Genomic DNA, 26,080 nt, shown 5'->3' on the forward strand with positions numbered 1-26,080 from the left:
CCACAGGAGCCCGCCATGCCTCATGCCCAGATCGCCGGACACCGGGTCTATTACGAGGAGAGCGGCCATGGCGTTCAGCCGCTGCTGTTGCTGAACGGCATCACCATGTCCACCGTAGGCTGGACGCTGATGGTGCCGGCGCTGGAGCAGCATTTCCGCCTGCTGCGTCTGGACTTTCTCGGCCAAGGACAAACTGATCATCCGCCCGCCGAGCAATATCAGCTGACGGAACAAGCCGATCTGGCCGCCGGGCTGCTGGAGTGGCTGGGCATCGAGCAAGCCTACGTGGTAGGGTTGTCCTACGGCGGCATGGTGGCGCAGCACCTGACCCACCGTCATCCAGACCGCGTGTCGCGGCTGCTGCTGGCCGGCACGCTGGCCTGGGCCGACAGCGTCAATAGCCATATCGGCGACAGCTGGATCGCCGCCCATCACCAGGGCGGCCTGGACTTGCGCTACCAGATCAGCGTCCCTTGGTTGTTTTCCAGCCGCTTCCTCTCCGGCAACGCCGGCATGCTGGAAAACCTGAAAGTGCTGGCCGGCATGGTGGACTGGGACGCGGTGATCCGCCTGATCGAGGGCGTCAAGCAGCACGATTCCCGCACCTGGCTATCACAATTGCAACTACCGGTGCATATACTGGTCGGAGACGAAGACCGGCTGACGCCGCTATATCAGGCCCGGCTGTTGCACGAACTGATTCCGAACGCCGAGCTGGAAATCCTCCCCGGCGTCGGCCATGTGCTGCACATCGAAGCCGCGGAAGCCTTTGTCCGCAGCATCATCCGTTTCGGCGCCCGCTGAGGCGGCCACAACACCAAGGGGGAAGACTCGATGAGCGCTGAAGCCGTACTGTTGAATGTTGACAAACAGGGCGTCGCCACCGTGACGCTGAACCGCGCCGATCTGCACAACGCGCTGGATGATGAAGCCATCAGCCTGCTGGCCGCCACGCTGGAGACGCTGGCCGAGGACAATTCGGTGCGAGCGGTGGTGCTCACCGGCAGCGGCATCAGCTTCTCCGCCGGCCATGACCCCGACTGGCTGCGCCGCTTGTCGCAGTTCAGCGCCAGCGACCTCAACCGCTACGCGCAGCAGCACGCACGGCTGCTGCACACGCTGGACACCCTGCCCCAGCCGACAGTGGCCCGCGTGCAAGGCTCGGCTTTTGGCCTGGGCGTGGCGCTGGTCGCCTGTTGCGACATCGCCATCGGCGCATCGGAGGCCTTGTTCAGCCTGTCCGATGTCCGTTTCGGCCAGATTCCGGCATTGGCGATACCTTACCTGGTGCGCGCCATCGGCGAGCGCCCCACCCGCCGCTATTGCATCAGCGCCGAACGCTTCAATGCCGGCAAGGCCAAACGGCTGGGATTGATTCATCAGGTATTGGAGAACGATGAACTGGACGCCGCCGTCCAGCACATGCTGGCGCAGCTGCTGCTGAACGGCCCGGCGGCGATGCGCGCCGCCAAGCATCTGGTGGGAGAAGTCGGGCATCAGGACATCACGCCGCAGGTGATACAGCGCTGCATCGAACACAGCCTCGCGGTGCGCATGAGCGACGAGGGCCGCGAAGGCATCCAGGCGCTGATCGAAATGCGCAAGCCGTCCTGGCTGGAGTGACGCCCGGCTGGCTCATCGGGGCGCGTCGATGCGACAATAGCCCGCATCGACGATTGCCTGGTTCCCCATGTCCAACCACACCTTCTTCTGGCACGACTACGAAACCTTCGGCGCCGTGCCGCGCCGCGACCGCCCGTCGCAATTCGCCGGCATCCGCACCGATGCCGAACTGAACGAAATCGGCGAACCGGTGATGCTGTACTGCCGCCCGGCGCCCGACTACCTGCCCACGCTGCAGGCCACCCTGCTGACCGGCATCACGCCGCAGCTATGCCGCGAGCGCGGCGTGGCCGAGCATGAGTTCGCCGGCGTGATAGAACGCGAACTGGCCACGCCGGCCACCATAGGCGTCGGCTACAACTCGCTGCGCTTCGACGACGAGGTCACCCGCTTTCTGTTCTGGCGCAACCTGATCGACCCTTACGCGCGCGAATGGCAGAACCACTGCGGGCGCTGGGATCTGCTGGACCTGGTGCGCGCCACCTACGCGCTGCGGCCGGACGGCATCGTCTGGCCTCAGCACGAAGACGGCCGCGTCAGCTTCAAGCTGGAACACCTGTCCGCCGCCAACGGCCTGGCGCATGAATCGGCTCACGACGCGCTGTCCGACGTGCGCGCCACCATCGCCCTGGCCAGATTGATCCGCCAGCGCCAACCCAAGCTGTTCGATTACTACCTGACGCTGCGCAAAAAGGATGCAGTCAAGGTGCAGCTGTCCTTGCACGACCCCAAGCCGGTGCTGCACGTTTCCGGCATGTATGGCGTCGAGCGCGGCAATCTGGCCCTGGTGTGGCCGCTGGCCGCTCACCCGACCAACGCCAACGAGGTCATCGTCTGGGACCTGGCGCATGATCCGGCCGAGCTGCGCGGCCTGTCCGCCGACGACATCCGTCTGCGCCTGTTCAGCCGCGCCGACGAACTGCCGGCAGGCACGCAACGGCTGCCGATCAAGACCATTCACATCAACAAATCGCCGTTCGTGGTCGCCAATCTCAAGGTATTGAGCGAGGAAGCCGCGGCGCGCTGGGGCATGGACCTGGCCGCCATGCGCCGCCACGCCGAGGCAGCGAAAACCTTGCCGGACCTGTCCGCGCTGTGGCGCCGCGTCTATCAACGCGAAGCAGGCGACCCGCTGGACGTCGACGAAAACCTGTACGGCGGCTTCGTTTCCAACAACGACCGCAAGGTGCTGCAGAAAATGCGCCGGCTGTCCGCCCCGCAGCTGGCCGGCGAGATGGCGCTGTTTGAAGATCCGCAGTTGGCGGAACTGCTGTTCCGCTACCGCGCTCGCAACTTTCCCGACTCCTTGTCCGACAGCGACCAGCGTCGCTGGAAGCAATGGTGCCGGGAACGGCTGGCCGCCGCCCTGCCAGGCTTCCAAAGGGAAATGGCGGAGCTAGAGGCAAGCGAGCTCCCGCCCGAGCATAGGCAGCTGTTGCGACAAGTGGCGGATTATGCCGCGAATCTGCAAGTCGAGCTGGACTAACGCCCAGTAAGCGACGATTGGCAGAGCGCCGGCGCGCTCTGCCAGCATGGTAGCGGTCAACGCCCTCTTGCCCGCCCTCAGCCCTTGCCCGGCAAGCCGCCGCGCGGTATTGGGGCGAGTCCGCCCCCTCCGCAAGCCGGTCCCTCGGCCCGTTTTTCTGCCCTCCTACGCGTTTCCCCTTATGAATTTTCATTATCTAGTGCGCTAGAACCATTTATATGGGAATCAAAAATGCGAACCAGGAGGCTTGCATGCTGCACCAACTCACCGTTCGACAAAAACTGCTCGGCGGTTTCTCGCTGCTGATCCTGCTGCTCTGCGTCGTCGTCGTCGTGGCCTACAACAAACTGCAGACCATTCAGAACAACGTCACAGAGATCAAGGAGGACCGCTACCCCAAGATCATTCTGTCCCAACGCATCGCCCTGAATCTGCTCTACATCAGCCGCGAAGTGCGGGATGGCGTGCTGGCGCGCGACAGCGGCACGGCGGAAAAGAAAATTCAGGAAGTGAATGCGAGACGCGACAGCAACCGCGCCGACCTGGAAAAAATGGAGCCCATGCTGTCCACTCCGGAAGGCAGGGCTTTGTTCGCGAAAATCCGGCAAGCACAAGATGAGCAACGACCACTATTCGAGCCCTTGTATGCGCTGATTCGCAGTCACCAGACCGATGCCGCCCGCGATTTTCTGGAAACCAAGTTCGCGCCGGCCAACAACAACTTCATCAACTCGCTGCTGTCGCTGCGCGACCGTCAGCAAGGCCGGCTGGATAAATCGATGGTGATCGCGCTGGAGTCCAGCCGGGATGCGGTGATCATCCTGCTCGCCACGGCTCTGGCGTCGCTGCTGCTCGCGGTCGTGGTCGCATTGTGGATCTCGCACTTGATCACCTCTCCGCTGCGCAAGTCGGCCGATCTGGTGCATCAGATCAAGCAGGGCAATCTGGCCGGGGACAGCGAACCTATCCCCCCAGCCCGCGACGAAGCGATGCAGATCGCCCGCGACATCCAGGAAATGCGCGACGGCCTGCGCCAGATGGTACAAAGTATCCAGGAAAACGCCTACCAGGTATCGGATTCGGCGCGAGCGTTGTCCGGCATGGCGCAACAGGTGGCCACCGGCGCTCAGACCCAGGCCGAAGCCACCTCGTCGGCCGCCGCGTCCATCGAACAACTGACCGTCAGCATCAATCAGGTGGCGGACAACTCCAGCGAGGCCTCGCAGCAGGCGCAGGCCGCAGGGCAGCTGGCCAATCGCGGCGGCACCGAGGTGCTGGAATCCGTCGGCAAGATCCGCTTCGTCACCACCTCGGTGGATGACACGGCGAAGCAGATGAACAGCCTGACGCGTGAGGTTCAGCAGATAGGCAATATCGTCACCGTGATCCGCGATGTAGCCGACCAGACCAATTTGCTGGCACTGAACGCCGCCATCGAAGCCGCCCGCGCCGGAGAAACCGGCCGCGGCTTCGCCGTGGTGGCCGACGAAGTGCGCAAGCTGGCCGAGCGCACCACCACCTCGGCCCAGGAAATCACCGCCATGATAGGCTCCATCCAGCAAGGCGTGGGCCAGGTGGTGCACAGCATGGGTCAAAGCCTGGATTGCGTGGAGGGCGTGTCCGGCACTGCGGAGCAGGCATCGCTATCGATGAAGGAAATCGAAACCAGCGCCGACACCATCATTCGCACCATCCACAGCATCACCGGCGCGCTGACCGAACAGCGCAGCACCAGCTTGAGCCTGGCGCAGGATATGGAAAAAGTGTCTCGCATGGCCGAGGAGAACAACGCCACCGTGCAGGAGCTGGCCACCACCTCCAGCCAGTTGAATGCGCTGTCCGCCAATCTGCAAAGCGTTGCTACGCGCTTCCGGCTATAGCTTAACCGCGCGCTACCGACATCAGGCTGCGCCTATCGGCGCAGCTTTTTTTGCCGGCAATCTTCAGATCGCATAGCAAAGCCAGCCGCAACAAGCTGCCAACACGGCATGCGTTTCTCATTTATAATCGCGCCACCCCAACTACAACTATCGCACCGACACGCCATGGACCCGATCCTGTTGTTCCACTCCCTGATCATGGGCTTGGTGGAAGGCATCACCGAATTCCTGCCCATTTCCTCCACCGGCCACCTGATCCTGACCGGCGACCTGCTGAACTTTCTCGACATGGAAAAGCGCGACGTCTACGAGATCTTCATTCAGCTGGGCGCCATGCTGGCGGTGGTGTGGGAATACCGCGCCAAGATAGGCCGCACCGTCAGCGGCGCCATCCGCCCCGGCAGCGAGCGCAATCTGCTGCTGGGCATTGTCATCGCCTTCATCCCGGCAGCCATTGCCGGCCTGCTGTTCTCCAAGCAGATCAAGGCGGTGCTGTTCAACCCGGTCTGCGTGGCTGTCGCCTTCATCGTAGGCGGCTTGATCATCCTGTGGGCGGAAAAGCGGCAGCACAAGGTGGCGGTGGAGACGGTGGACGATCTGAGCCTGAAGGACGCCTTGAAAGTGGGGCTGTGCCAATGCCTGGCGCTGATTCCCGGCACCAGCCGCTCCGGCGCCACCATCATCGGCGGCCTGTTTCTGGGCCTGTCGCGCAAGGCGGCGACGGAGTTCTCGTTCTTCCTCGGCATTCCCACGCTAGGCGCGGCTTCGCTGTACAGCCTGATCAAGCACCGCGAGGCGCTGAGCGCGGACGACATCGGCGTGTTCGCCGTCGGCTTTATCGCGTCCTTCGTCTTCGCCTTCCTGGCCATCCGCGCGCTGCTGCGCTTCATCTCCACCCACAGCTTCGCCGTGTTCGCCTGGTATCGAATCGCTTTTGGCCTGATCGTGCTGGCCAGCTGGCAGACTGGCTTGGTGAACTGGAGCGCCGGTTAAAAACGCGCGCCGCGGGCAAAGCCTGCGGGCCTGCCCGCCCTACTTCGCATCCCGCCCGACTTTGCTGACGCGTTCGAAGAATTCGTAGATGCCAGTCTCGCTCATGCGCCGCGCGTCGGCCAGTTCGCCGGCGCGGGTGGCGTAGATCACCTCGTTGTCCGGCGACAGCACCACCGCCGCCGGAATGCCCTTGGCGATAGGGTGGCCGTAAGCGGCGTCGATGTCGAGGTTATGGTCGAAATTGCCGACATCCACCTTCACCACCTTGAATTCCCTCGCCAGCAGATCGGCGCTCTTGCCCGTCTTCAGCGCCGCATCCAGCGCGCGGCAGTCCTCGCACCAGTTGGCGCCCAGGATCAACAGCACCGGCTGATGGCTTTGCCGCGCTGCGGCCAGCGTCTGCCGCAGTTCGGCCTGTGCGTCGGCTTTTTCGTCATACGGCAAATCGCCGGCAAGCGTAGCGGCGCTGGCCAGCAGCAGCGACAGCAGGATGAGAAACTTGCGCATGGGAGCTCTCCTGAATCAATCCAGCCGCGGCTGGCACAATACTTCGGTCTTTACCGAGAGGGCGATGAAACATTCGGCATGGGCGGCGTGGTGCAGCCGCTCATGCTGCTCCGGCGTCGGCAGCGTGTCGCCGGAAAAAGCGACCTTGGGCTGCAGGGTGACGCGCGCGACCCAGGCTTTGCCGTCCTCATTCTTGCCCATCTCGCCGACGGCGACGTCATGGTATTCGTCCACCCGGAAACCGGCGCGGGCGGCCAGGTCCAGAAACCACAGCATATGGCAGCTGGACAAGGCGGCGATGAAAGCCTCTTCCGGATCCACTGCGGCGGGATCGGAGTACGGCACGGGAACCACATGCGGCGAGGACGACCCGCTTACCTCCGCGCCGCCATCGAATTTCAAAACATGCTTGCGGCTATAGCGGCGGTCCAGAAAATCCTGCCCGGCGCGCTGCCATAACACCTCCGCCTGATGCTGCGCCATTCGTCCTGCCCCTGGTCAATTTCACGGCAAAAATAATAGCACAGCAATGACAAAAACATAGACAGACGCTCAGCGATAATATGTGGGCCGCAGCGCGCTCTCGCCCCACACCTCGTCCTGTTCCGCGCGCCAATGCCGCAGCGCATCCAGATCCAGCTCCGCCATCAGCAGCGTCGGGCCGTCGTCCGCACACGCCAGCAAACGGCCGCGCGCGTCGATCAGACAGCTGGCGCCGTCATACTGCGGCGCAGGATAGTTGCACAAGGCGATGGCGCAGCGGTTCTCCAGCGCCCGGCCGCGCAACTGCTGCAGACGGACATCGCCCAGCTCGGCATCGTGGCGCATCGGGCAGGCATTCGGCACCAGCACCAGCTCCGCGCCCTGCCGCATCAAGGCGCGGCCGGCCTCCGGGAATTCGCGGTCGTAACAAATCATCGCGCCGACGCGCAAGGTTTCGCCGCCCAAGGCCAGATCAGCGCAGGCGAAACCATCGCCGCCTTGCAGCGCCGTTTCCGTGCCATCGGTGAAATCGCAGATGTGGACCTTGTCGTACTGCAAGGCCAGAGCGCCGTCCGCGCCATACAGGCGCAGCCGGTTGCGCAAGGCGCCATGATGGCGCGCCAGATAAGTCAGACCTATAGCCAAACCATGCTCGGCCGCCAGACTGGCCACTGCGGCCAACGCCGGTTCGCCGTCCTCCCAGGCATGGGCATGATCCATCCGCTCCGGCGCGTAGCCGGTGGACCACATCTCCGGCAACAGCAGCAGGCTCGCACCGCCCGCCGCGGCTTCTGCGCACCACTGCCGCAACAGCGGCAGGCGGCGAGAGGCGTCATCCGGGGCGCAATACTGCGCCAGGGCTAGGCAAATCGTGCTCATACCAGCGCGATCCTCACATAAATGGGCTGGTACGGCGCGTCCTGGCTGACCTTGACCATGCCCTCCTTCACCAGCTCCAGCACGGCGATGAAATTGACCACCAAGTGCGCCACGCCCTTGTCGATGTCGAACAGCTCCTCGAACGGCACATACTCCTTGCCGTCCAAGTAGCGCAGAATCCAGCTCATCTGCTCGCGCACCGACAGCTCATCCTTCTCCACCTTGTGGTGGCGTCTATGCTTGGCGCGCGACAAGATGGCCATCCAGGCCTGGCGCAGGTCGGCGGCGCTGACATCGGGCAGCCGTTGCTCGGCGGACTGCTCCACCAGCACCGCCAGCCAGGCGAAATCGCGGTCGGCCTGCGGAATCCTGTCCAGCTCCAGCGCCGCCAGCTTCATCTGCTCATACTCCAGCAAGCGGCGCACCAGCTCGGCGCGCGGATCGTCCGGCTCGCCGTCCTCGTCCAGTGGCGGACGCGGCAGCAGCAGCCGCGATTTGATCTCGATCAGCAGCGCCGCCATCAGCAGATACTCCGCCGCCAGCTCCAGCCGTCCATGCTGCATCGCGTCGATGTAGGACAGGTACTGGGCGGTAATCTCCGCCATGGGGATGTTCAGCACATCGAGGTTCTGCTTGCGGATCAGGTACAGCAGCAGATCAAGCGGACCTTCGAAGCTCTCCAGAATGACCTGCAGCGCGTCGGGGGGGATGAACAAGTCTTGCGGCACTTCCAGCACCGGCTGGCCGAAAACGTGCGCAATCGGCACGCTGGGCGGCAACTCTGGCGCGGTCAATTGGAAGTCGGCGGCATCGCCGGTGGCGGGGGTATCGGGTACGGCGATCATGGCGACTAGGATACCAGTTCCTTGACCCGGCCGCGCCTCCAGGCCATCGAGCGCCCCATGAAATCAGGAATGCTCCAGCGCGGCCAGCACGTCTTGGCTGGTCAGCACGCGGCAGTATTCGCCATCGAGGTTGGCCAGGCTCATCGCGTGCACCTCTTCCGCACGCCGATGACGCCCCTGCCAATCGGTCTTGTCGAAAGTAAAGCAAGCATCCTCGGCCAGCCAGACCTTAAATCCAAGGTTGCCGGCCATTCTCACCGTCGCCTCGATCGAGTTGCTGGTACTGACGCCGACGACGACCAGTTCCAGCCACCCCTTATCGCGCAGCAAGGCTTCCAGACCTGTTCCGATAAAGGCACTGTTGGTCTGTTTGGCGATGACCGTCTCGCCCGGCAATGGCGCAACCTCTGGCTTGAATGCATGGCCCTCTTGGCCGGGCCGATATGTTGAATTTGGATCAATGGAGTCGTGACGGATATGGATCAGCGGCAGGCCGCGCTGACGCCAACCAGCTAACAGATGACCACACACCTGCTCCGCCTGCGGATGGTTGCGCGGGCCCCAGTCGGGATGATCGACAGCCTGTTGCATATCGATCAGCAATAGCAAGGGCGAAGAGGAAGTGAAACAAAATGGGGTGGGCATCATTCGGTCTCAAAAAATTTAAACGACATGATGCCATATCATATCGACTATGCCTGCCAATACTCTCCCGGCAGATAGTCGCTGAAATACCATTGCTGGCCTTCCAGGTCGCGCGCCAGATAGCCGCTGGCGCCGTAATCCTCGCGCTTCAGCGGCTGGACGATATGCGCCCCCTGCGTATTGGCATGCTCGTAATGCGCCGCAGGATCCGCCACGTAAACGCACAAGGCCTGGGCCAGACCGGACACGCTGCGCGCGCTGACCCACTGTTGCTCGGGCTTGGGGCTGGACAACATGATCACGGCGTTGCCCAGACTCAACTCCGAGTGCAACACTCGGCCCTCCTCGATCACGGCAAAGCGCTGTTGGAAACCGAATACCCGCTGCAGCCACGCCATCGCCGCAACGGCATCGTCGTAACACAAGCACGGATAGACGCCTGGCAAGGCTCTGGTCTGGTTCATCGCACGCTCCTGCTTGGGGAAGGAATAGCGGGAACTTGATTGTATGAGAATGGCAATAAAAAAACCGCCCTGCGAAAGGGCGGTTTCTTCAGAACAGGAAATGTTCTAGCGGATTGCCAGGCTATCAGGCCGACAGCTCCAGCATCAGCTTGTTGATGCGCTTGACGAAGGAGGCCGGGTCTTCCAGCTTGCCGCCCTCGGCCAGCAAGGCTTGGTCGTACAGCACAGCGGCCAGATCGCCGGCGCGGGCCTCGTCGGACTCTTCGGCCAGCTTTTTCACCAGCACGTGTTCCGGGTTGATTTCCAGCGTCGGCTTGCTGCCTTCGATCTTCTGGCCGGCGGCCTTCAGCATGCGTTCCAGGTGGGCGCTCATATCGTGCTCGCCGGCCACCAGGCAGGCCGGGCTTTCCACCAGGCGGGCCGTGGCGCGCACTTCCTTCACCTTGTCGCCCAGCGCCTTCTGCACTTTTTCCACCACCGGCTTGGACGCCTCCTCAACCTGCTTCTGCGCTTCCTTGTCGGCTTCGTCTTCCAACTTGCCCAAGTCCAGCGCGCCCTTGGCGACCGATTGCAGCTGCTTGCCGTCGAACTCGAACAGCGAGCCGACCACCCATTCGTCGACGCGGTCGGTCAGCAGCAGCACTTCCACGCCCTTCTTCTTGAACACTTCCAGGTGCGGGCTGTTCTTGGCCGCCGCCAGCGTATCGGCGGTGATGTAGTAGATCTTGTCCTGGCCTTCCTTCATGCGGCCGATATAGTCGGCCAGCGTGACGGTAGGATCCTCGCCCTCGGATGCCGTGGTGGTGAAACGCAGCAGCTTGGCGATACGCTCCTTGTTGGCGAAGTCTTCGCCCACGCCTTCCTTCAGCACCTGGCCGAATTCTTTCCAGAACGCGGCGTACTTTTCCGGCTGATTGGCGGACAGGTCTTCCAGCAAGCCCAATACCTTCTTGACGCAACCAGCGCGGATGGCGTCGATATCCTTGCTCTCTTGCAGGATTTCGCGCGAGACGTTCAGCGGCAGGTCGTTGCTGTCGATCACGCCGCGCACGAAACGCAGGTAGTGCGGCATCAGCTTTTCGGTGTCTTCCATGATGAAGACGCGGCGCACATACAGCTTGACGCCCTGCTTGCGCTCGCGGTCATACAGATCGAACGGCGCGCGCGACGGGATGTACAGCAGTTCGGTGTATTCCTGGCGGCCCTCTACGCGGGCATGGCTCCAGGCCAGCGGATCGGTGAAGTCGTGGGCTACGTGCTTGTAGAATTCCTGGTACTGCTCGTCGGTGATGTCGTTCTTGGAACGGGTCCATAGCGCGGAGGCGGAGTTGACCACTTCCAGCTCGTCGCTGTTGGTCACTTCGCCGTTCTCGCCGTAGCCGGCGCCCTTCTTCATTTCGATCGGGATGGAGATGTGGTCGGAGTACTTGCGGACGATGCCCTTCAGGCGCCAGTCGTTCAGCAGCTCGTCTTCGCCTTCCTTCAGGTGCAGCACGATCTCGGTGCCGCGCTCCGCTTTCTCCACCTGCTCCAGCGTGTATTCGCCCTCGCCGTGCGACTCCCAGCGGGTGGCCACGACTTCGCCTGCGCGGCGGGTGGTCAGCGTCACCTTGTCGGCCACGATGAAGGCGGAGTAGAAGCCGACGCCGAACTGGCCGATCAGGTTGGCATCCTTCTTGGCGTCGCCGGACAACTGCTCGAAGAAGGCCTTGGTGCCGGATTTGGCGATGGTGCCGATATTGGCCACCACTTCGTCGCGGCTCATGCCGATGCCGTTGTCGGCGATGGTGACGGTGCGGGCATCCTTGTCGAAGGTGATGCGGATCTTCAGCTCCGGATCTTCCTCGAACAGCTCCGGCTTGGCCATGCCCTCGAAGCGCAGCTTGTCGGCCGCGTCCGACGCATTGGAGATCAGTTCACGCAGGAAGATCTCCTTGTTGGAATACAAGGAGTGGATCATCAGCTTCAGCAGCTGTTTCACTTCGGTCTGAAAACCCAGGGTTTCTTTCTGTGCACTCATGGTCGTCAATGTTATTGAGGTTGGCGATAGCTGCAAGATGGTGGGTGTTCCGCGCATTTCAAGACCCAAAATGCAAAAAGCCCTGTCCAGAGACAGGGCTTTTTGATCCGGCAAGCAGGCTCAGGATTCGGCCTGGCCTTCCTGCTGCTGCGCGGGCGCCGCGTCAGCCGGAGCCGGCTGCACCTGGGCGGCCTCTTCTGCCGGAGCGGCGTTCTTCGGCTGCATCTGCAACTCGGCGGCGCGTTTTTCTTCCGCGCTCACCTCGCCTTGCGGCTTGCCGCTCAGGTCGAAGCGCTTGCCGCCGCGCGCCAGGGACTTCAGATAACGCGGCTTGCGGCAGTGGTTGGCTACCACGCGCGAGATCAACGCGGAATCGAACTGGGGGAGCGAAGCGATCAGGCTCTCGTGAATGCCGAGCGCCAAGGGCCGGAACTGACGAAACACGTCGAACTTGCCGTAAATGTGATCTGCGATCATCTCGGTCTGCTTTTTCTTGGACAAGCTTTGAACAGCAGACTTGAGAGCAGCACCGAGTGCCGTTTCAGTATTTGGCTTCATGAACTTCTATCTAGATCCATTGATGCTAAAGACAGCGCATGCTGCCCAATCAAGAGGCGTGATGCAACCGGCCACTTGTCCAGTTTAGACGATGGGCGCCACTTGGCGTCATTTTAATGCTGCCAGATTAAACCTGACAGCATGTACGCCTAGCAGAATCATCATCGCGCCCTTACTCAGCGTGGTGCCCCGGGCCGGAATCGAACCGGCACAGCCGAAGCCGAGGGATTTTAAGTCCCTTGTGTCTACCAATTTCACCACCGGGGCCGCTACAGAGCAGGCGATTGTAGCCCAGCAAAACTGGACTGACAATGCATTTTAAATATCAAGAATCCTTGCCGCGCGGGCCTGAAATGTCGCAGGCAACTGGCAAATTCAGATACTGGGAGGAAATTCCAGATCAGCAGAGGTAACAGCGGGAACACTGAAGACAACAGCCTGATTTTAAAGAATTGCCACAACGCGGATGGAGCAGCACTTTAACCAGAAAGGGAAAAACTGTCAACGCGCGTCAGGCCGGCTTGGCACAGAAAAGACAATGTCCTCAATGAAAAGGATCAACATTACAAGTCGATAATATACAGATATCTTACTCATTCTCATTACAAAGCAGCAATTTACATTTTTAATTTTTTATATACAAAAAGACAGCAGCTTAATGAGAAAAATCCATCAAATATCAACAATTCAAAGCCTAAATAGCAGGGAAATCACGCCACATCCAAACAGCAAGACGTAATTTCCCTCCGCTCTACAAGCGCTACCGCGAGCCGAAGCCAAGCGGCATGCCGTCACTGTTTATTGACATACTGACAATCAGGACAGCCCTGCCGAATCCAGCACCGCCAAGATGCGATAAGCCGCCGTCACGCGCGCCGCATTCGGGTAATTGCGGTTGGCCAGCATCACCACAGCGATTTTGCGGGATGGCACCAGCGCCACATACGCGCCAAAACCATTGGTGGAGCCGGTTTTGTTCAATAACACCGCTTCCTTGGCCGGCCGCGCAGGAGTCAGCCAGCTGACACGCTGCGGCTGGAAAGCCATTTCATTGGCGTTGCCGGCCAGCAAGCGCTGCAAGCTCACCGGATAGCGGTAACCCTCCCAACCCAAGCCCTGCTCCAAGTCGCCCGTCCGGTAATAAGCGGCATGGCTGGCGTCCAGCGCTTGGCGCAAGCGGGCATCGCCCCAATTGGCCGCCATGTATTTGGCCATATCCGCCGCACTGGATTTGATGCCGTAGGCCTCGGAATCGAGCGCGCCCGGACCCACCCGCACCGGCTTGCCATCGCGGGCGTAGCCCCAGGCATAGCGATCCATCTGGGAGGCCGGCACCCGGACATAGGTGCTGCTCAGTCCGAGCTTAGGCAACAGCGTCTTTTCCATCGCCTCGTCAAACGGCTGTCCCAGGCTTTGCGCCGCCAGATAACCAAACAGGCCGATGCTGGGATTGGAATACAAGCGGCGCTCTCCGGCCGCGAAAGCCGGACGGAAAGCCTGGTAATACCCAATCGCCTGCTGCCCGCTGTTTACGGCATCCGGGAACTGCAGCGGCAGGCCGCCTGCGGTATACGTCGCCAACTGCAATAGCGTAGCCTGGCCGATGGCACTGCCCTGCAGCGCCGGCAAGCGGCTGCCGGCCGTATCGGACAGCGACAGCTTGCCTTGGCTCCGCGCATAGCCGCCCAAGATGCCGGTAAAAGTCTTGCTGATGGAGCCAAGTTCAAACAGCGTGTCCTGAGTGACCGGCTGGCGGCTCTGTTTCGATGCAAAACCATAATTGAAGAAGTACGTCCGGCCATTGGCCACCACCGCTATCGCCATGCCGGGGATGTCGTGCGTCTTCATCAAGGGCGGGATCGTCGCATCCACCACCTGAGCAATGGCCGGCGGCGCATTCACTGCCGCTCTGGTCAAACCGGAATACAGGAAAAGGCAGCCCAACAAGCCGGCCAGCGCCGACGTTTTTTGGATACGCATCGAGAAACACTCCTTGGCGGACTGGGCATCGGCTCCCGACGCACAGGATCTGCGCGGCGCGATGCCATGAAAGGGAAAACATGCCGCCACATTACAAACCGCTTCCGGCGACGTAAACCGCCTACCCTGTAACCAGCGTAACCACGCCTATGGCCTCAAGGATGCTCGGCTTTATCGACAGCGTGCTCAGGGTCGACATATTTCCGCAACAGGGCATCGAGCCTGGCCGATGATTCGGCATCCGGCTCGCCGTCAAAGCGCGCCGGACGGAAGTGCATCTGGAACGCCGCGATCGCCGCGCGCGTGCCGTCGTCCAACACGCCGCTTTGCGGCGCATCGTAACCGTAGGCCGACAATCGCCGCTGCCAGCTCGCCACATCCGGCTGCGCCGATTGCCGCGGCAGGAAGTGCTGGATATCCTCATCGTCCGGCCAGGCGCCTATGCCAAAATCGCGATACAGCCGCTCCCAGGGAAACCTTGGCCCCGGATCCACCTTGCGGCCCGGCGAGATGTCGGCATGCCCCACCACATTGCTCGGCGGGATCTGGTGCCGCGCCACGATATCGGACGCCAGCCTGCCAAGCAGAGCGATCTGCTCTTCTGAAAAGTCAAACCACGTCCGCTGCATCAGCGGCCATTCATCCTGCTGCGGCGATGGATACCCCAGATTGACGATCTCGATGCCGATTGAGCTGGTATTCAGATAACGCACGCCCTGCCAATAGCTGTCGCCGGCATGCCAGGCCCGCCGCGCCTCCGGCACCAGGCGCAACACGGCAGGCTTGCGCGCAAGGGTCTGGGCGTCCGGCACCAGATAGTGCGCGCTGGCGCGGTACTGCGCGTCGGTCAGCAGACGCAGCGAAGTCGGGTAATCGACGGCGGTGTAATGAAACACCAGCGTCCGGACGCGAGAGTCCTGGCTAGCCGACGCTATCGATTCATCAATCCAATCCGCCGCCGACACATCCGCCGCCCATGCCCTGCTCGTCAGCACGCCTCCCGTAGCGGCGCAGGCCAGCGGCACCAGGCCGCCACGATACAAAAACTGCCTGCGATTGATCATCGAGCCTTCTCCTTTGTCCATGGGCCCTACCCGCTGCTCATGGGTGATTGTCTTGATTGAATAGAGTCTGACTAAGGGCCCGCCGTTAAATTCACGCTTGCTGCGCAGACTACCGCGGTTGATGGGACATGAAAACGCGCTTTATGGAGATATTTCCGCAGATACTGCTGCGGCGCTGGCAGTGAAAATGGAAAACTACCTGACCAGAAAAAGATAGCAAAAACGGCCGGGAAGGAATTGAACAGGAAAATAGAAAAACCCCGTAAGTCTTTGACTTACGGGGTTTTATCTGGAGGCGGGGGTCGGAATCGAACCGGCGTAGACGGATTTGCAATCCGCTGCATAACCACTTTGCTACCCCGCCGTAACCGGCGTATCGACCAGATTATATCTGATCCATTTGAATTTGGAGCGGGAAACGAGGCTCGAACTCGCGACCTCAACCTTGGCAAGGTTGCGCTCTACCAACTGAGCTATTCCCGCGGTGCAAATTTTTTCAAGCTTGATTCTGGAGCGGGAAACGAGGCTCGAACTCGCGACCTCAACCTTGGCAAGGTTGCGCTCTACCAACTGAGCTATTCCCGCAGTGCAGATTTTTCAAACTTGTTTGGAGCGGGAAACGAGGCTCGAACTCGCGACCTCAACCTTGGCAAGGTTGCGCTCTACCAACTGAGCTATTCCCGCATCACAAATTTTTTCAAGACTTTTGGAGCGGGAAACGAGGCTCGAACTCGCGACCTCAACCTTGGCAAGGTTGCGCTCTACCAACTGAGCTATTCCCGCATCGAAAATTGTTTCAAGTTGCTGGAGCGGGAAACGAGGCTCGAACTCGCGACCTCAACCTTGGCAAGGTTGCGCTCTACCAACTGAGCTATTCCCGCGCTGCATAAACTTGCTACAACCATCTTGATCTCGCTGCTGCTTTGTCAGCGGCGGCGAGAGACTGCGAATTATAGAGATTTGTTTGAGGCTGTCAACACTTCATACATCTATTTTTTTACCCGCAAACTCTTTGGCGGCCATTTGCAGGTAATAAACCATTGACCATAAAGTCAATATGACTGCGACGTACATGGAAAAATTTCCCAACCAGCGGGCATCGATGCCCGGCAACAAGGCGCCATCGTACAGCAGCAGAGTGATCGCCAGCATTTGCGCCGCGGTTTTCAGTTTGCCGATATAGGCGACCGCCACGCTGTTGCGGTTGCCCATGCCCGCCATCCACTCGCGCAGCGCCGAGATGGTGATCTCGCGGCCGATGATGATCATGGCCATCCAGCCTTCGGTGCGGCCCAGCTGCACCAGCAGGATCAGCGCGGCGGCCACGATCAGCTTGTCCGCCACCGGGTCGAGAAAGGCGCCGAATGCCGATGTCTGCCCCAGCTTGCGCGCCAGAAAGCCATCCAGCCAGTCCGTGGCGGCCGCCAATGCGAAAATGCCGGCCCCCACGACATTGCGGCTATGCAGCAGCAAGATGGAGTCCGGCAGGAAAAACACCGCCACGCAGATCGGGATCAAGGCGACCCTGATCCAGGTCAGTAATATCGGCAAATTGAAGGGCATCGGTTTTGGTCTTGTCGCTTCAGGCTCGTCAACAACGCGGGCCGGCGCCCCGAGCCTGGATCAGGGGCGCCCGCCGCTTACAATCAACTAATGCAAGGCATTGTAAATCTTTTCCGCCAGGGTTCGGCTGATGCCTTCCACCTGCGTCAGGTCATCCACGCTGGCGGCCACCACGCCTCGCAGCCCGCCAAAGCGCGTCAGCAGCTGCTGGCGGCGCTTGGCGCCGATGCCGGGGATATCTTCCAGCGTCGATGCCGTGCGCGCCTTGGCCCGCCGCGCGCGATGGCCGGTGATGGCAAAGCGGTGGGCTTCGTCGCGCACGGTCTGGATCAGATGCAACGCCGGATGGTCCTGGCGCAATTGTAGCGTCTTTTCCAAGTACGGCAGGATCAGCGTTTCCAGCCCGGGCTTGCGCTCCTCGCCCTTGGCGATGCCGACGATGGGCAAATTCAGCCCCAGTTCGCCGAATACCTCCAGCGCCACGCCCACCTGGCCCTTGCCGCCGTCGATGAACACCGCGTCCGGCAATCTGCCCTCGCCTTCCGCCAGTTTGCCGTAGCGACGTGACAGGACTTCGCGCATCGCGGCGTAATCGTCGCCCGGCGTGGCGGTGGTGATGTTGAAGCGCCGGTATTCGCTAGGCTGCATCGCGCCCTTGTCGTACACCACGCAGGACGCCACCGTGGCTTCGCCCATGGTGTGGCTGATGTCGAAGCACTCGAAACGAGCGGCATCCTCCAGCTCCAATACCTCGTTCAGCTGCGCCAGCCGCTGGGTTTGGGTGGCCTTGCTGCCCAAACGCTGCTGGATGGCCAGCTCGGCGTTCTTTTCCGCCATCTCCAGCCATACCCGGCGCTCGCCTATCGGATTGCTGACGATGGCGATCTTGCGGCCGGCCCGCTCCAGCAAAAACTGCTGCAGCGCGTCATCCAGCGGGCCGTTGACGACCAGCGCCGTCGGCACCGTGGCATTCAGGTAGTGCTGGGCGACGAAGGCCTGCAGGATTTCCTCGGCGGTATCGGCCTCGCCGCCTATCGGGAAGTGGCTCTTGTCCCCCAGGTGGCGGCCGCCGCGTATCATCACCAGATTGACGCAAGGCTGACCGTCCCGGATCAGCGCCGCCACCACGTCGCAGTCCTGCTGGCTCTGGTTGCTGGCGACGAACTGCTTCTCCTGCACCCGCGCCAGCGCCTGGATCTGATCGCGCAGCTCGGCCGCCTGTTCGAAAGCCATCGCCTCCGCCGCCGCCGTCATCCGCCGCGTCAGCTCGTCTATCAGCTCGCTCTGCCGCCCATTCAGGAAGGCGACCGCGCTGGAGACATCCGCCGCGTACTCTTCTTTGGAAATATGCTCGACGCAGGGGCCGGAGCAGCGCTTGATCTGATACAGCAGACAGGGGCGGGAGCGATTGGCGAACACCGCGTCCTCGCAGGTGCGCAGGCGGAAGACTTTCTGCAGTATCTGGATACTCTCGCGCACCGCGTAGCTGTTGGGAAACGGTCCGAAGTATTGGTTGGGCTTTTTCGGCTCGCCGCGGTAATACGCCATCTGCGGAAAGGCATGGCCGCTGAGCATCAGATAGGGATAGGACTTGTCGTCGCGAAACAAAATGTTATAGCGCGGCGACAGCGCCTTGATCAGATTGTTCTCCAGAATCAAGGCCTCGGCCTCGGAACGCGTGACCGTGGTTTCGATATTGGCGATCTGCCGCACCATCAGCCGGATGCGCGGGCTGAGGTCGTTCTTCTGGAAATACGAGCTGACGCGGCGCTTCAGGTCTATCGCCTTGCCCACGTACAACACCTTGCCGTCTTCGCCCAGCATGCGGTAGACGCCGGGCAGCGACGGCAGGTTCTGCAATACGTTCCGGTAGTCGAATTCGGGCTTGGACACTTATTTATTGCACCAAGTCTGTACGTCTTTCTGAGCCTGGCGGATCATCTCGTTGCGCTGGGCGTCGGTGGCCAGCGCGGTGGAGCCCGGCAGGCGGATGCGCCCGTTCAGCTGCAGCGTGGACAAATTGTTTTGCGCCTGCTTGCAGTTCTGCTCCTTGATCTTGGCGTTGGCGGCCGCGATGGCCGCGCTGTCGGATGCCACGGGCTTGCTCTCGGCTTTCTTTTCCGCCTTTTTTTCCGGTTGCGGCGCGGAGGCCGGCATCGGCGCAGGGTGCGTCCGCACGTTCAGCTTGCGCGCGTTGACATTGGGCGGCGGCTGATCGGAATACACCTTTTTGCCGTTGGCGTCGGTCCAGGTGTAGACCTCGGCCAACGCGGCGGCCGGCGTCAGCAAAACCAGCAAAAACGTCCATACTAAAGATGACTTCATTGTCGCTATCCCTGAACCCTCTGGCTGTATGTCCCGGATTGTAAGGCTTGCCATCCGGCCGCGCAAAAGCGGTCGGAACGCGTTTTTGCAGAACAGTCGCCGATCCGGTACAATGCGGCTTTGCCGCCTAAGGAAACGCGATGCGTATCATCGAGAAAGCCTATACTTTCGACGACGTTCTCCTCGTCCCAGCTCATTCTGAAGTTCTGCCGCGCGACGTATCGCTCGCTACGCGCCTCACTCGCAACATCACCTTGAACCTGCCGCTGGTTTCCGCCGCCATGGACACCGTGACCGAAGCCCGCCTCGCCATCGCCATGGCGCAGGAAGGCGGCATTGGCATCGTGCACAAGAACATGGGCGTCGATAAGCAGGCTGCCGAAGTTTCCAAGGTTAAGCGCCATGAGAGCGGCGTGGTGAAAGACCCGATCACCATCGCACCGGACATGCTGGTGCGCGATCTGGTCCTGCTGACCCGCCAGTACAAGATCTCCGGCCTGCCGGTCATCGAAGCCGGCAAGGTGGTGGGCATCGTCACCAACCGCGACCTGCGCTTCGAAACCCGCCTGGATCAAACCGTCGGCTCCATCATGACCCCGCGCGAGCGCCTGATCACCGTCAAGGAAGGCGCCAGCATCGACGAGGCCCGCGAACTGATGCACAAGCACCGCCTGGAGCGCGTGCTGGTGATCAACGACGCCTGGGAGCTGAAGGGCCTGATCACGGTCAAGGATATCATCAAGACCAGCGAACACCCGAACGCCAACAAGGATAGCCAGGGCCGTCTGCGCGTAGGCGCGGCCGTCGGCACCGGTGCCGACACCGAAGAGCGCGTCAAGGCGCTGGTGGCCGCAGGTGTGGACGTCATCGTGGTGGACACTGCCCACGGCCACAGCCAAGGCGTGCTGGACCGCGTGCGCTGGGTCAAGCAAAACTTCAAGCATGTTGATGTGATCGGCGGCAACATCGCCACCGCGCAAGCCGCGCGGGACCTGGTGGACGCCGGCGCCGACGGCGTCAAGGTCGGCATCGGCCCCGGCTCGATCTGCACCACCCGTATCGTGGCCGGCGTGGGAGTGCCGCAGCTGACCGCCATCCACAACGTGTCCGAAGCGCTGAAGGGCACTGGCGTGCCGATGATCGCCGACGGCGGCATCCGCTTCTCCGGCGACATCGCCAAGGCGCTGGCTGCAGGCGGCAACGCGGTGATGCTGGGCGGCATGTTCGCCGGCACCGAGGAAGCCCCGGGCGAAGTGGAACTGTTCCAGGGCCGCTCCTACAAGTCGTACCGCGGCATGGGTTCCCTCGGCGCGATGAGCCAGGGTTCGGCCGACCGTTACTTCCAGGACAGCTCCAACGCCGCCGACAAGTTCGTGCCGGAAGGCATCGAAGGCCGCGTGCCTTACAAGGGCCCGATCGGCCAGGTGATACACCAACTGGTGGGCGGCCTGCGCTCGTCCATGGGCTACCTGGGTTGCCCGAACATTGCAGAACTGCACGAGAAGGCTCAGTTCGTCGAGATCACTTCGGCCGGCATCCGCGAATCCCACGTCCACGACGTGCAGATCACCAAGGAAGCGCCGAACTACCACGTCGAACGCTAAGCCGTTACGCTGGAATTCGCCATGAAGGCAGGCCTCTCGGCCTGCCTTTTTCTTTGCCTGACGCCGTTTCCTGCCCCTCATCCTCCCTGCCAACCATTGCGTCTCGCTTACGCGCGGCGCTGCCCACCGCCCGCACAAACAAAACCGCCCGGACAAGCCGGGCGGTTGCAAAGGAACGATGCTCCCGCTTAGTTGAACGACAGGGCGCTCAGGAAGTCGCCCATCGGCTTGCCGCCGTTCTTCACCAGCGCGGCATCGCGCGCGTTCACACCCGGCAAAGGCTTCAGGCCGAAACGACGGGTCAGGAAACGCAGGATCGATGCGGTGTCGTACTGGGTATGATCGACAAAGCCCTTCTTGGCGAACGGCGAGATCACAATCGCCGGAATGCGGGTGCCCGGCCCCCAGCCATCGCCCTTCGGCACCGCGGCATGGTCGTAGAAACCGCCGTTTTCGTCATAGGTGACGACCACCAGCATGTTTTTCCACTGCGGGCTCTTCTGCAACTGGGCAATCACCGAGGCGATGTGCTGGTCGCCATCGGTCACGCTGGCATAACCAGGATGCTGGTTCAGATTGCCCTGCGGCTTGTAGAACGCCACTTGCGGCAACTGGCCCTTGGCGGCATCGGCGAGGAAGCTCTGGTCGAAGTCCTTCAGGTGCTTGGCGCGGTAGTCGGCCTGTTTCAGCGGATCAAAATTGGCGAAGTAGTTGAAGGGCTGGTGATGCGGCTGGAACTGGATCGCGCCACCGTAGATCTGGGTGCTGTCGGCCAGGGCGGTATTCCAGCCGCCTGCATACCAAGCCCAGCTGACCTTCTTGTCGTCCAGACGGTCGGCAATGGTGGCCTGGGTTTGCACCGGCAAGGTAGAAGCCTTCGTCAGATCGCCGTATTGCTTCTTGTCAGCAGACGCGTTGCCGGTCGGCTGGAACGGGGGCTGCATGGTGTTGACGGCATAAAACTTGCCATCCTTGGCTGCCGGCGTGCCGTCGCTCTTGAATTTAGGCGTAAGCGTGCTGTCATTTTTGTATAGGGCTTTGCCTGTCAGAACGGAGGCCGGGCTATTGGCGGCCGGCGTCAGGCGCACGAAATTGCCCTTGGCGTCGGTATCGATCGCCGAGATGCTGCCCTTGGCGACCGAGGTGTCCGCATTCGGATATTCCGGCGCGCAGGCGCAGATCAGATACTGGTGATTCAGGAAAGAACCGCCGAAAGCGCCCATGAAGAAATTGTCGGCCAGCGTATACTGTTTGGCCAGCTGCCACATCGCCATCTTGCTGCCGTCGTAGTAGCCCATGGCCAGGCCGCCGGCATCGGAATAAGCGGCGAACTTGTCGTTGGCGCCGCCATTGATCTGCATCTGGTTATTGAAGAAGCGGTGCACCAGATCGCGGGTGATCACCGATTGCGACACCACCACACCCGTGCCGTTCAGGCCCTTAGGATCGTCGATCTGGAACGGCTTGTTGGCGAAGTTCGCCGTCTGCTGCTGGGTCAAGCTCACGCTCTGGCCGCCAGCGGTCAGGCCACCCCACGTCGGCGGCAATACCGGCAGCACCGAACCGTCAAAATCCTTCTGCGGCTCCACCTTGCCCTTGGAAGCCGGGTTAACACCCGGAATGCCGTTGGCGCCAGGGAACAGGCCGTACAAGTTATCAAAGCCGCGGTTCTCGGCGTAGATCACCACCACGTTCTTGATATCGCTCAGGCCCAGACGTTTGTGCAGATTGCCCTTGATATCGCCGGTGGCGCCGGCTTCCTTCACAGCGCTGGCGATGGCGTCGATGTTCTGGTTGATCGCCGCCTTCAGCGTGGCCTTGACGTCCGGATCGCTTTCCTTGTTGTGGTCGGCCATCACTTTTTCCGGATCGACGCCCAGGCGATCCGCCACGGCCTTGCGCGCGGTGGGCAGATCCATGCCGCCGTCCATCAGGTCGGCGACTTCGGTGGTCAATGAGCTGACCACCACATTATTGGCGCCGGACGGGGCGCGGAAAATCAGCGGATCGGTTACCGGGCTGGCCGTGCCGGTATCGGGATCATAACGCGTCGCATCGGTTCCCACCTCCACCAGCACTGCGCCGCTGCCTTTCAGCGAGAACGCGCCGTTGTCGTCGGTGTAGGCAAACGGCTCATTGCTGTCGCAATGACCATTGCCGTTTTGATCCAGGCACACTTTGGCGTGGCGGAAATAGCTGCCGGTCACCACGCCACTGGTGCTGGAGGGGGCCGCGCTGGCGGAAGAGGAGCTGCCGCCGCCGCAGGCGGTCAATACGGCCGCGCCGATTAGGGTCAGCGCAAAGCCACAGGTCAAGCGTTGCATGGGATGATCATCCTTGCGGTTTGATGGAGTGTGCGGATTATCCTGATGGAATGTTTCAGCACGTTTACAAGTTGTTAACATTCTCCGCCCTCACCACATCCGGGAAACAAATCGCCTGCTGTCACATTTCCGTCACTTTCACGCAGTACAGTCGCCGCCACACCTCATTCATCCGACATCATGCTGCGCACACTCATCCCGCTATCGATACTGGCCGCCCTTTCCACCGCTCCGCTTGCCGCGCCGCCCGCCCAACCGGCCCACGTCGGCGCCGCCTATGCGCCCGGCCCCCACCCGGTCAGCGCCAAGGCCTTGGAAAGTTTGGGACGCCAGCTATTCTTCGACCGCTCGCTATCGGCATCCGGCGCCATGTCCTGCGCCACCTGCCATAGCCCAGCGCATGCCTATGGCCCGCCCAACGGACTGGCCGTGCAACTGGGCGGCGCCGATGGCAAGCAGCCGGGCACCCGCGCCGTGCCGTCCCTGCGCTATCTGCAAACCGTGCCGGCCTTCAGCGAACACTTCCATGACGACGATGGCAATGACAGCGAGGATGCCGGCCCGACTGGCGGCTTCACCTGGGATGGCCGCGCCGACTCTACCCACAGCCAGGCCTCCCTGCCCTTGCTGGCCGCCAACGAAATGGCCAATGGCACGCCGGCTGCCGTAGTGAAAAAATTGCAGGCGTCGCCCGCTGCCGGCCGCTTCCGCCAGCTATTCGGCGCCGACATCTTCAGCCATCCCGACATGGCCTTTGCCAAGGCGGTGCTGGCATTGGAAGTCTTCCAGCAGAACCCCAGGGAATTTGCGCCTTACGACAGCAAGTACGATGCCTATCTGCGCGGCCAAACCAAGCTCAGCGCCCAGGAAATGCGCGGGCTGAAAGCCTTCAATGACCCGGCCAAGGGCAATTGCGCGTCCTGCCACCTGAGCGCGCGCAGCGAAAACGGCGCGTTTCCGCTGTTCAGCGATTTCGGCCACATCGCCGTCGGCGCGCCGCGCAACCCGGCCATCGCCGCCAACCACAACAGCCATTACTACGACCTGGGCCTGTGCGGTCCTTATCGCACCGACCTCAAGAACCACCCCGAATACTGCGGCCTGTTCCGCACGCCCAGCCTGCGCAATGTCGCCACGCGCAAAACCTTCTTCCACAACGGCGCGTTCAACGATCTGCGCCAGGTATTGCGCTTCTACGCCGAGCGCGACACGCATCCGGAAAAGTGGTACCCGAAGGGCAAGGATGGCAAGGTGGCGAAGTTTGATGACCTGCCCGCGCGCTACCACGGCAACGTCAACATGGAGCCGCCATTCGGCGGCAAACCCGGCGCCAAGGCGGCTTTCGACGAAAAAGACATCAACGACATGCTCGCCTTCCTGAAAACGCTGAACGACGGCTACAAGCCGCCCAAGCCGAAGAAGAGCTGAGCCTGCTCGCCCCCGATCAGGCGGGCAGCCAACAAAAAAGCCCACCGCGAACGGTGGGCTTTTGCTTGGGCTTGCGCCTGCTAACGGCTTACAGGCCGAACGGGTGGCGCAGCACGATGGTTTCTTCGCGATCCGGACCGGTGGACACGATGTCGACCGGCGCGCCGCAAACTTCTTCGATGCGCTTCAGGTAAGCCTGGGCGTTGGCCGGCAGGTCTTCCCAACGCTTCACGCCGACGGTGGTGCCCGTCCAGCCCGGCAGGGTTTCGTATACCGGCTCGCACTTGGTCACGGCATCGGAGCCGAACGGCAGGATGTCGATCAGCTTGCCGTCCAGCATGTAGCCAGTGCACAGCTTGATCTCTTCCAAGCCGTCCATCACGTCCAGCTTCATCACGCACAAGCCGGACACGCCGTTGATCTGGATGGAGCGCTTCAGCGCGGCGGCATCGAACCAGCCGCAGCGGCGCGGACGGCCGGTGACGGAGCCGAACTCGTTGCCGCGCTTGGCCAGGAAGGCGCCGATATCGTTTTCCTGCTCGGTCGGGAACGGACCGGAACCGACGCGGGTGGCGTAACCCTTGACGATGCCCAGCACGTAGTTGAGCATTTGCGGCGCCACGCCGGCGCCCGGCGCAGCCGCGCCGGCCACGCAGTTGGACGAGGTCACGTACGGGTAGGTGCCGTGGTCGATGTCCAGCAGCGTGCCTTGCGCGCCTTCGAACAGGATGGGGGTGCCAGCCTTGTCCATGTCGTACAGGGTGCGCGACACGTCAGCCACCATCGGCTTGATGCGCTCAGCCATCTTCATGGTGTCGGCCAGGATGGCCTCGTAGCTCACCGGCTCGGCCTTGAACAGACTGGTCAGCAGGAAGTTGTAGTAGTCTACGTTTTCCTTCAGCTTGGCGGCGAAGCGCTCGGCGTTGAACAGGTCGATCACCTTCAGCGCGCGGCGTGCCACCTTGTCTTCGTAGCAGGGGCCGATGCCGCGGCCAGTGGTGCCGATCTTGCCGGCGCCCATGGCGGCTTCGCGCGCCTGGTCCAGAGCGATGTGGTACGGCAGGATCAGCGGGCAGCCTTCTGCAATCTTCAGGCGGGCGGAGGCGTTGACGCCGGCGGCTTCCAGCTCGTCGATTTCCTTCAGCAGGGCTTCCGGCGACAGCACCACGCCATTGCCGATGAAGCACTCGACATCCGGACGCAGGATGCCGGACGGCACCAGGCGCACCACGGTCTTCTTGCCATTCACCCACAGCGTATGGCCGGCGTTGTGGCCACCCTGAAAGCGCACCACGGCACGCGCGTGGTCGGTCAGCCAGTCAACGATTTTGCCCTTGCCTTCGTCACCCCACTGGGTGCCAATCACGACAACGTTCTTGGACATTGGAAAAAACCTCTTCGTCAGTCAG

General features: G+C 61.8%; 22 protein-coding genes and 7 tRNA genes. 7 read left to right on the forward strand and 22 right to left on the reverse strand.

Going from position 1 to position 26,080, the window contains the following annotated elements; genetic code table 11:
- Positions 1-15 precede the first annotated feature (15 nt).
- The 5 genes from C2134_RS10465 (at position 16) to C2134_RS10485 (ending at position 5,982) form a co-directional block, all read left to right on the forward strand.
- A complete protein-coding gene (locus C2134_RS10465) occupies positions 16-804 on the forward strand; it encodes an alpha/beta fold hydrolase (RefSeq protein WP_103319858.1) in 789 nt (262 codons plus the stop codon).
- Between the two features lie 30 nt (positions 805-834).
- A complete protein-coding gene (locus C2134_RS10470; RefSeq protein WP_103319860.1) occupies positions 835-1,623 on the forward strand; it encodes an enoyl-CoA hydratase-related protein in 789 nt (262 codons plus the stop codon).
- Between the two features lie 67 nt (positions 1,624-1,690).
- Positions 1,691-3,109, forward strand: coding sequence for an exodeoxyribonuclease I (gene sbcB, locus C2134_RS10475; protein WP_103319861.1), 1,419 nt, complete (start codon positions 1,691-1,693; stop codon positions 3,107-3,109).
- 251 nt (positions 3,110-3,360) lie between these two features.
- Positions 3,361-4,989: a methyl-accepting chemotaxis protein gene (locus C2134_RS10480; RefSeq protein WP_103319952.1), complete on the forward strand. Its 1,629-nt coding sequence runs from the start codon at positions 3,361-3,363 to the stop codon at positions 4,987-4,989.
- A 165-nt stretch (positions 4,990-5,154) separates the two neighbouring features.
- Positions 5,155-5,982, forward strand: coding sequence for an undecaprenyl-diphosphate phosphatase (locus C2134_RS10485; RefSeq protein ID WP_103319863.1), 828 nt, complete (start codon positions 5,155-5,157; stop codon positions 5,980-5,982).
- Positions 5,983-6,021: 39 nt separating this feature from the next.
- Here C2134_RS10485 and C2134_RS10490 read toward each other — a convergent pair whose 3' ends face one another.
- The 20 genes from C2134_RS10490 to C2134_RS10585 all read right to left on the reverse strand — a co-directional run bounded on the left by C2134_RS10490 (position 6,022) and on the right by C2134_RS10585 (position 19,315).
- Positions 6,022-6,489 carry a thioredoxin family protein gene (locus C2134_RS10490; RefSeq protein ID WP_103319865.1) on the reverse strand — a complete coding sequence of 156 codons (468 nt, stop codon included), beginning with the start codon at positions 6,487-6,489 and terminating at the stop codon, positions 6,022-6,024.
- A 15-nt stretch (positions 6,490-6,504) separates the two neighbouring features.
- Positions 6,505-6,972, reverse strand: coding sequence for an OsmC family protein (locus tag C2134_RS10495; RefSeq protein ID WP_103319866.1), 468 nt, complete (start codon positions 6,970-6,972; stop codon positions 6,505-6,507).
- A 69-nt stretch (positions 6,973-7,041) separates the two neighbouring features.
- On the reverse strand, positions 7,042-7,851 hold the full coding sequence (locus C2134_RS10500) for a carbon-nitrogen hydrolase family protein (RefSeq protein ID WP_103319868.1): 810 nt from the start codon (positions 7,849-7,851) through the stop codon (positions 7,042-7,044).
- Positions 7,848-8,696 (reverse strand): segregation and condensation protein A, encoded by an 849-nt coding sequence (locus C2134_RS10505; RefSeq protein ID WP_103319870.1) that lies wholly within the window; start codon positions 8,694-8,696, stop codon positions 7,848-7,850. The genes C2134_RS10500 and C2134_RS10505 overlap by 4 nt, the downstream gene beginning before the upstream one ends.
- Positions 8,697-8,759: 63 nt before the next feature.
- On the reverse strand, positions 8,760-9,344 hold the full coding sequence (locus C2134_RS10510) for a cysteine hydrolase family protein (RefSeq protein ID WP_233196415.1): 585 nt from the start codon (positions 9,342-9,344) through the stop codon (positions 8,760-8,762).
- A gap of 44 nt (positions 9,345-9,388) precedes the next feature.
- Positions 9,389-9,805: a VOC family protein gene (locus C2134_RS10515; RefSeq protein ID WP_103319871.1), complete on the reverse strand. Its 417-nt coding sequence runs from the start codon at positions 9,803-9,805 to the stop codon at positions 9,389-9,391.
- A 124-nt stretch (positions 9,806-9,929) separates the two neighbouring features.
- The gene (gene htpG, locus C2134_RS10520; protein ID WP_103319873.1) at positions 9,930-11,825 is read right to left on the reverse strand and encodes a molecular chaperone HtpG; all 1,896 of its coding nucleotides are present in this window, start codon (positions 11,823-11,825) and stop codon (positions 9,930-9,932) included.
- A gap of 120 nt (positions 11,826-11,945) precedes the next feature.
- Complete coding sequence (locus C2134_RS10525; protein ID WP_103319874.1) at positions 11,946-12,383, reverse strand: ProQ/FINO family protein; 438 nt, start codon at positions 12,381-12,383, stop codon at positions 11,946-11,948.
- A gap of 182 nt (positions 12,384-12,565) precedes the next feature.
- Positions 12,566-12,650: transfer RNA gene (locus C2134_RS10530), tRNA-Leu, on the reverse strand.
- Positions 12,651-13,199: 549 nt separating this feature from the next.
- A complete protein-coding gene (gene ampC, locus C2134_RS10535; protein ID WP_103319876.1) occupies positions 13,200-14,363 on the reverse strand; it encodes a class C beta-lactamase in 1,164 nt (387 codons plus the stop codon).
- 155 nt (positions 14,364-14,518) lie between these two features.
- Positions 14,519-15,427: an N-acetylmuramoyl-L-alanine amidase gene (locus tag C2134_RS10540; RefSeq protein ID WP_103319878.1), complete on the reverse strand. Its 909-nt coding sequence runs from the start codon at positions 15,425-15,427 to the stop codon at positions 14,519-14,521.
- A 290-nt stretch (positions 15,428-15,717) separates the two neighbouring features.
- Positions 15,718-15,791: transfer RNA gene (locus C2134_RS10545), tRNA-Cys, on the reverse strand.
- Positions 15,792-15,834: 43 nt separating this feature from the next.
- Positions 15,835-15,910, reverse strand: a tRNA-Gly gene (locus tag C2134_RS10550).
- Positions 15,911-15,936: 26 nt separating this feature from the next.
- Positions 15,937-16,012, reverse strand: a tRNA-Gly gene (locus C2134_RS10555).
- A gap of 23 nt (positions 16,013-16,035) precedes the next feature.
- Positions 16,036-16,111, reverse strand: a tRNA-Gly gene (locus tag C2134_RS10560).
- Positions 16,112-16,134: 23 nt separating this feature from the next.
- A tRNA-Gly gene (locus C2134_RS10565) sits at positions 16,135-16,210 on the reverse strand.
- Positions 16,211-16,232: 22 nt separating this feature from the next.
- Positions 16,233-16,308, reverse strand: a tRNA-Gly gene (locus C2134_RS10570).
- A 100-nt stretch (positions 16,309-16,408) separates the two neighbouring features.
- A complete protein-coding gene (pgsA, locus tag C2134_RS10575; protein ID WP_103319880.1) occupies positions 16,409-16,990 on the reverse strand; it encodes a CDP-diacylglycerol--glycerol-3-phosphate 3-phosphatidyltransferase in 582 nt (193 codons plus the stop codon).
- A gap of 87 nt (positions 16,991-17,077) precedes the next feature.
- Positions 17,078-18,883 carry an excinuclease ABC subunit UvrC gene (uvrC, locus tag C2134_RS10580; RefSeq protein WP_103319881.1) on the reverse strand — a complete coding sequence of 602 codons (1,806 nt, stop codon included), beginning with the start codon at positions 18,881-18,883 and terminating at the stop codon, positions 17,078-17,080.
- Complete coding sequence (locus tag C2134_RS10585; protein ID WP_103319883.1) at positions 18,884-19,315, reverse strand: DUF4124 domain-containing protein; 432 nt, start codon at positions 19,313-19,315, stop codon at positions 18,884-18,886.
- 140 nt (positions 19,316-19,455) lie between these two features.
- Here C2134_RS10585 and guaB point away from each other — a divergent pair, with 140 nt between their 5' ends.
- The gene (gene guaB / locus C2134_RS10590) at positions 19,456-20,919 is read left to right on the forward strand and encodes an IMP dehydrogenase (RefSeq protein ID WP_103319885.1); all 1,464 of its coding nucleotides are present in this window, start codon (positions 19,456-19,458) and stop codon (positions 20,917-20,919) included.
- A gap of 188 nt (positions 20,920-21,107) precedes the next feature.
- Here the strand turns inward: guaB and acpA are convergent, their stop codons facing one another.
- Entirely contained in the window at positions 21,108-23,243 is a 2,136-nt protein-coding gene (gene acpA, locus C2134_RS10595; RefSeq protein WP_103319886.1) for an acid phosphatase, read from the reverse strand.
- A 180-nt stretch (positions 23,244-23,423) separates the two neighbouring features.
- On the opposite strand from acpA, the gene C2134_RS10600 reads away from it, so the two are divergent.
- Positions 23,424-24,671, forward strand: coding sequence for a cytochrome-c peroxidase (locus tag C2134_RS10600; RefSeq protein WP_103319888.1), 1,248 nt, complete (start codon positions 23,424-23,426; stop codon positions 24,669-24,671).
- 88 nt (positions 24,672-24,759) lie between these two features.
- Here the strand turns inward: C2134_RS10600 and C2134_RS10605 are convergent, their stop codons facing one another.
- Positions 24,760-26,055: an adenylosuccinate synthase gene (locus C2134_RS10605; protein WP_103319890.1), complete on the reverse strand. Its 1,296-nt coding sequence runs from the start codon at positions 26,053-26,055 to the stop codon at positions 24,760-24,762.
- Positions 26,056-26,080: the final 25 nt, after the last annotated feature.

It is taken from the genome of Chromobacterium sinusclupearum, assembly GCF_002902845.1.
Lineage (GTDB): Bacteria > Pseudomonadota > Gammaproteobacteria > Burkholderiales > Chromobacteriaceae > Chromobacterium > Chromobacterium sinusclupearum.